The sequence below is a fragment of the Spirulina subsalsa CS-330 genome (assembly GCF_028330765.1).
Taxonomy (GTDB): Bacteria; Cyanobacteriota; Cyanobacteriia; order Cyanobacteriales; family Spirulinaceae; genus Spirulina; species Spirulina subsalsa_A.
Window position 1 is genome coordinate 1 of record NZ_JAQMTY010000106.1, and the last position, 5,537, is coordinate 5,537.

General features: G+C 54.5%; 5 protein-coding genes, 1 tRNA gene, 1 pseudogene and 1 CRISPR repeat array. Of the genes and pseudogenes, 4 read left to right on the forward strand and 3 right to left on the reverse strand.

Annotated elements, in window-relative coordinates; translation table 11 throughout:
* Positions 1 to 280: 280 nt before the first annotated feature.
* Positions 281 to 677: direct repeats of the CRISPR family, unit length 37 nt; unit sequence ATTGCACCCGGCCTCCGGGCTGGGTGAGGATTGAAAC.
* A 20-nt stretch (positions 678 to 697) separates the two neighbouring features.
* From PN477_RS07240 to ureG, 4 genes are all read left to right on the forward strand, one after another.
* Complete coding sequence (locus PN477_RS07240) at positions 698 to 2,044, forward strand: GTP-binding protein (protein WP_272115822.1); 1,347 nt, start codon at positions 698 to 700, stop codon at positions 2,042 to 2,044.
* 139 nt (positions 2,045 to 2,183) lie between these two features.
* Positions 2,184 to 3,362, forward strand: a complete 1,179-nt coding sequence (xseA, locus tag PN477_RS07245) for an exodeoxyribonuclease VII large subunit (protein ID WP_272115823.1) — start codon at positions 2,184 to 2,186, stop codon at positions 3,360 to 3,362.
* A gap of 61 nt (positions 3,363 to 3,423) precedes the next feature.
* Positions 3,424 to 3,495, forward strand: a tRNA-Gln gene (locus PN477_RS07250).
* A gap of 196 nt (positions 3,496 to 3,691) precedes the next feature.
* Positions 3,692 to 4,291 carry an urease accessory protein UreG gene (gene ureG, locus PN477_RS07255; RefSeq protein ID WP_272115824.1) on the forward strand — a complete coding sequence of 200 codons (600 nt, stop codon included), beginning with the start codon at positions 3,692 to 3,694 and terminating at the stop codon, positions 4,289 to 4,291.
* A gap of 10 nt (positions 4,292 to 4,301) precedes the next feature.
* On the opposite strand, the gene PN477_RS07260 is transcribed toward ureG, so the two are convergent.
* The 3 genes and pseudogenes from PN477_RS07260 to PN477_RS07270 form a co-directional block, all read right to left on the reverse strand.
* Positions 4,302 to 4,640, reverse strand: a complete 339-nt coding sequence (locus PN477_RS07260) for a XisI protein (protein ID WP_272115825.1) — start codon at positions 4,638 to 4,640, stop codon at positions 4,302 to 4,304.
* Positions 4,628 to 5,044, reverse strand: coding sequence for an element excision factor XisH family protein (locus tag PN477_RS07265; RefSeq protein ID WP_272115826.1), 417 nt, complete (start codon positions 5,042 to 5,044; stop codon positions 4,628 to 4,630). Before PN477_RS07265 ends, PN477_RS07260 begins: the two co-directional genes overlap by 13 nt.
* 178 nt (positions 5,045 to 5,222) lie before the next feature.
* Positions 5,223 to 5,537: pseudogene (locus tag PN477_RS07270) on the reverse strand (zinc ribbon domain-containing protein); the annotation flags it as partial.

Here is a 5,537-nt window from a genome sequence, read left to right on the forward strand (position 1 = left end):
AAGTTTGGTTTTTCGCTCGCCAGTTCATAGGCTTTGTTCAGACTTTTTTTACCTGGGGACGGAAGGCTTTGAGTTGGCTAAACTCTGACATCTCTGTTTTGGGTACTCCTCATCATTTTTAGGCACACTCTAGCCTCCACAACCCTTGCTGACCTCTATCTTTCAGGATATCTTCAATTATCTAATACATCTGTCTCTGTAAAACCCCTACAGGATTAGCCTCCGGGCTGGGTGAGGATTGAAACACACCCCGATCCCCAATGCAGAAACAGGGAATCCCATTGCACCCGGCCTCCGGGCTGGGTGAGGATTGAGACGCCCGTTCCCCACGGTTGAAATCCATCTGATTGTAGGTATTGCACCCGGCCTCCGGGCTGGGTGAGGATTGAAACCTGAGTTGAGAAGTGGATATTTGTACTTGTTGCGGATTGCACCCGGCCTCCGGGCTGGGTGAGGATTGAAACAATGCTCCCAGCTAAAACTTGGCTGTCTTTTCTATTGCACCCGGCCTCCGGGCTGGGTGAGGATTGAAACAAGGAAGCGCCGCCGCTGATCATTGATGACTAAGATTGCACCCGGCCTCCGGGCTGGGTGAGGATTGAAACTAGGAATTGCACACGCTTATCTGTCTGTGTGCGTAATTGCACCCGGCCTCCGGGCTGGGTGAGGATTGAAATACTAAAACACAAAATTTTTGATGCGGTTGATTACCCCAGAGCACCATTATCAACAAGCCCAAGCCAGTCTCCAGCACACCCTTGATTGGTATGCCGGGTTTCAGCGCCATGGGCGGTATCTACCCAGTCCGGAACTTCAGGCGGCGGTGCGATCGCACCTGCAAACCATGAAAGCGGCCCTAACCAAACTCGAACAGCATGCCGTGCGGATTGCGGTGTTTGGGTTGGTGAGTCGGGGGAAGTCGGCGGTGTTGAATGCCTTGGTGGGGCAGAATACGCTGGTGACGAGTCCGATTAATGGGGAGACGAAATATCCCCAATCGGTGCGTTGGCAGCTTGACGCAGAAATGCAAATTGAACTGATCGACACGCCCGGACTTGATGAAATTGAAGGGCAGGGGCGGGCGACGATGGCGCAGGAGGTGGCACAACAGGCGGATTTGATTTTGTTTGTGGTGGCGGGGGATATGACGCGCACGGAATATGAGGCGTTGCGGGAGTTGCGACAGGCCCATAAACCGCTGATTCTCGTGTTTAACAAAATTGACCTCTATCCTGACGTGGATCGCACTGTGATTTACCAACAGTTGCAGCAGTGGGCGGGGGATGGGGGACTGGATCGGGAGTTGACAACGTTGATTTCCCTGGATGAAGTGGTGATGGTGGCGGCCGATCCGGCTCCGTTTCCGGTGCGGACGGAATGGCCCGATGGGCGAGTGACGGAGACCTGGGAAACGCCGCCGCCCCAGATTGAACCGTTACGGGCGAAAATTTTCGATCTGTTGCAACGGGAGGGGCGATCGCTCCTCGCCCTCAATGCCCTCGTCCAGGCCCGCCACGCCACCCAAGCCCTCGTCAGTAAAACCATTGAACATCGGGCCGCCGAAGCCGAAGCCTTGATTTGGAACTATGCGAAGTGGAAGGCGGTGGTGGTGGGCTTAAACCCGATCGCGCTTTTAGATGTGGTGGGGGGTGCGGTGACGGATTTGGCCCTGATTCGGAGTTTGGCGAAACTGTACGGGTTGCCGATGACCAGTTTTGCCGCCGAAAAACTCTGGCGCAAAATCCTCTTCAGTTCTGGTACATTACTACTAGCAGAGTTTGGCAGCAATGCGGTGCTGGGGATCGGTAAAAGTGCCAGCCTGGTGGATGCCTCCCTGTGGGGAACGTGGACAACGACGGCACTTCTACAAGGGGGTCTCGCGGGCTACGGTTCTTACGTGGTGGGCAAGGTGGCGCAGCAATACCTAGAGCAGGGCTGTACCTGGGGCGATCGCGGCCCTAGCACCGTAATCCGCACCATCCTCGCCCAAGTGGATCGCCAGACGATCATCGATCGCCTCCGCCGCGATTGGCTCAATTCTTAAGGATAGCCGGTTTGATTTCGCCCTCATCCCCAACCCTTCTCCCCCAGGCGAAGGGAGTCTCAAGCCCTCTCCTACGGGAGAGGGTTGGGTGAGGGGTTCTGCCCAAGCTTCAGCCGTAACGTTCAACAACACAACAGCTATGGAACTGATTTCACGCTCGGTCTCGGTGGCCGGGCTGACGGACTACATCAAAAGCAGCCTCGAAGATGACCCGGTCTTGCAGCATGTCTGGGTAACGGGGGAAGTGACCACCGCCAATGATCATCGGGTGGGGTTATTTTTGACCCTAGCTGATCCGGTAGAAGAAGCCACGGTGCAGGGGGTGGTATGGGGTCGGATGCGGGCCCAGTTGAAACATCATCCCCAGGTGGGCGAGCAGGTGGCGGTGTTGGGCAGTGTCAGTCTCTACGCGAAGCGAGGGGAATATCGGCTGCAAATTGTCCAGATTTTGCCCTTGGGGGATGGGGCCCAGGCGTTGCGGTTGCAACAGGTGCGATCGCGCCTCGCCGCCGAAGGTCTCTTTGATCCCCTCTTGAAACAACCCCTCCCCCCCCATCCCCGCACGATCGCCGTCGTCACGGCCCCCACCGCTGCGGCCTGGGGCGATATCCAACGCACGATCCAAGCCCGCGATCCGAGTATTCACATTCTGTTCTCACCGGCCACCGTCCAAGGTGAACAGGCTCCCGACAGCATCGCCACCGCCCTAGACCGGGTGGAAGCCGACGATCGCGCCGAGGTGATCATCCTGGCGCGGGGGGGCGGCGCAACGGAGGATCTGGCCTGTTTTAATGATGAACGGGTGATCCGAGCGATCGCCGACTGTCGGCGGCCCGTGGTGACGGGGATCGGCCATGAGCGGGATCAAACCTTGGCGGATCTCGTCGCCGATGTGACGGTACATACACCCACAGCCGCAGCGGAACGGGTGGTTCCCTCGGCCCTGCAACGGCTCCACGACCATCACCAGCGGCGCGATCGCCTCCTGCGAGCAATGCAAACCCGCCTCACCCAGGAAGCCGACCGCCTCCACACCTGCCGCGATCGCCTCCACCGCCTCCCCCAACAGGCCCCAAGCCTCCAGCAAGCCCGCCTCCAAACCCAAATTTTCCGCGAAAAACTCGCCGCCCTTGATCCCCGTGCGGTGTTGCAACGGGGCTATGCGATCGCCCAACGGCCCGATGGTGCGATCGTGCGGCGGAGCGATACCCTCACCCCCGGCGACACCCTCACCCTGAAACTCGCTCAGGGCACGGTACAAGTCACGATCACCGCCCTCGATCCGGAACAATCATTCACTCGTGATCAAAATTCTTGACAATTTTCCGGATCAAGCTGCTATACTGACAAAGGCTAGCGCACTGAAACGCCCAGCACGATGGGGTGTCGCCAAGCGGTAAGGCAGCGGTTTTTGGTACCGCCATTCCCAGGTTCGATCCCTGGCACCCCAGCATCTTAAACGAGCGAATCCGATTAACCGGGTTCGCTCGTTTGCGTTTACCGGTCATCTTCCCTCATCCCCAACCCTTCCCCCGCAGGAGAAGGGAGCCAGAAGCCCTCTCCTGTGGGAGAGGGTTGGGTGAGGGGAATCAATGCAGCAGATTCTGTCTAAAATAGGGCAGTGATCAAGAGTGAAACGCAAAGAGCATGACAGCCTATCGAGTTGGGATCGCGGGGCCCGTGGGGTCGGGAAAAACGGCATTGTTAGACGCGCTCTGTAAGGCATTGCGCGATCGCTATCAGATCGCCGTGGTCACGAATGATATTTACACCCAAGAAGACGCGCAGTTTTTGGTGCGATCGCAAGCCCTGAGCAGCGATCGCATCCGGGGCGTAGAAACCGGCGGCTGTCCCCACACTGCCATCCGTGAAGATGCCTCCATGAACCTAGCCGCCGTTGCCGAGCTTGAAGCGACGTTTGCGCCGTTGCAATTGGTGTTTCTCGAAAGTGGCGGCGATAATTTGGCGGCCACCTTTAGCCCGGAGTTGGTGGATTTAACCATCTATGTGATCGACGTGGCGGCAGGCGACAAAATCCCCCGCAAGGGCGGCCCCGGCATCACCAAATCCGACCTATTAGTGATCAATAAAATCGACCTCGCGCCCTACGTCGGCGCAGATTTAGCCGTGATGGATCGAGACGCGAAAAAAATGCGAGGCGATCGCCCCTTCATCTTCACCAACCTCAAAACCCAGCAGGGCCTAGACGAAGTCATCCACTTCATCACCACCCAAATCGTCCTCTAACCCACCATCATCAAAAAACAGCATAGTCTGTGAGTTGGCGACGAGCGGGAGATTTGAAGGCGAGGACAATGTGGTCTTTCGGAATCCCGGCGTTTTCGAGTTCATAGGCGATCCCGTCTTCTGTGCCATCGTGTTGAATCCAGACTTTACCGTTGATGATATCCAGATGGATAAACGTGCCATAGATGCGGCGATGGCCATCCCAACCCGTTTCAACGAGAAGATAGCGATCGCGTTCTCGATCTAAAACGAGACATTGCTGCACTTCTTCTTCGGTGTTAATGAAGGTGGCATAGTCTTGCAGAATTTGCTCGATAATTTGGCGATATTTAATATTCAAGGCATCCATCGCACGATCTCCTCCGTGACAGGCTCAAACGTGAATAGGCGAATCACTTGATTGTCCAATAAAATTTCACCAATTTCCTCTTCAAACACTGATGTACCAATTTCTTCCGGGACAGCAAGGTATAAACATCGTTCTGGATCTAGACGCTGAAGAAAATTGGCATAAAGAATAAACTGACCGAGAGCTTCTTCAAGATCTTTGACATCTGAAGCACGGGTAAAACTCTTGACTTCAATTGCTATTTTAGTCTGATCGCGTTGGGCCGCAATGAGGCGTTCTGCCCCTAGGTCAATATAGAGCTTTTTCTTGGTAAGTCTGAGCGTGAATGGATCATGAGTAATCGTCCAGCCATCTTTGACCAGAGCCTTTTTAACAGTTTCGTGATAAATATCTTTGGCGGGCATTGGCTTGATCAATAGCTATGCATGATGAGTACTTTTCACCCTACAACAATCCCTCACAACATAGCAGATCGTGAGGGTCTGTGAATTATAAGCTGTTTTTTGATGGTTGTTTCAGCCTTCGCGGATTAATGTTCCATCTTCTGCATACCAACGACAGTAGAGTTGACATACTCTCCCACTAAACCCTACGGGCTATAGTGGGGGATTCTGAACAGCCAGTTACCTGACCATTTATCCACTCAAACAACGAGAGTTGCAGAGGGTTGCTAGGCTCAACGACTAGCGCCATTGATTTATCCTGATTTCTCAAATCTGTTAATTCAGATTTAGCCGTAACTTTCTGATTATCCACCAGTAGCTTGGACGGACTAATTCCAAGTATTTCAAGTCCTTTCATTCCAATATTTACACTTGCCTGATTGTCTGCATCTGCAATGAACCCGCAATGAGTGCAAACAAACTTTTCTTGATTCCGACTAGCGGAGTCAACATG

What these genes read in the sequence shown, in the direction of transcription:
- PN477_RS07240 (WP_272115822.1), top strand. Translation starts at nt 698, where the DNA reads ATGCGGTTGATTACCCCAGAGCACCATTATCAACAAGCCCAAGCCAGT.
- xseA (WP_272115823.1), top strand. Translation starts at nt 2,184, where the DNA reads ATGGAACTGATTTCACGCTCGGTCTCGGTGGCCGGGCTGACGGACTAC.
- ureG (WP_272115824.1), top strand. Translation starts at nt 3,692, where the DNA reads ATGACAGCCTATCGAGTTGGGATCGCGGGGCCCGTGGGGTCGGGAAAA.
- PN477_RS07260 (WP_272115825.1), bottom strand. Translation starts at nt 4,640, where the DNA reads ATGGATGCCTTGAATATTAAATATCGCCAAATTATCGAGCAAATTCTG.
- PN477_RS07265 (WP_272115826.1), bottom strand. Translation starts at nt 5,044, where the DNA reads ATGCCCGCCAAAGATATTTATCACGAAACTGTTAAAAAGGCTCTGGTC.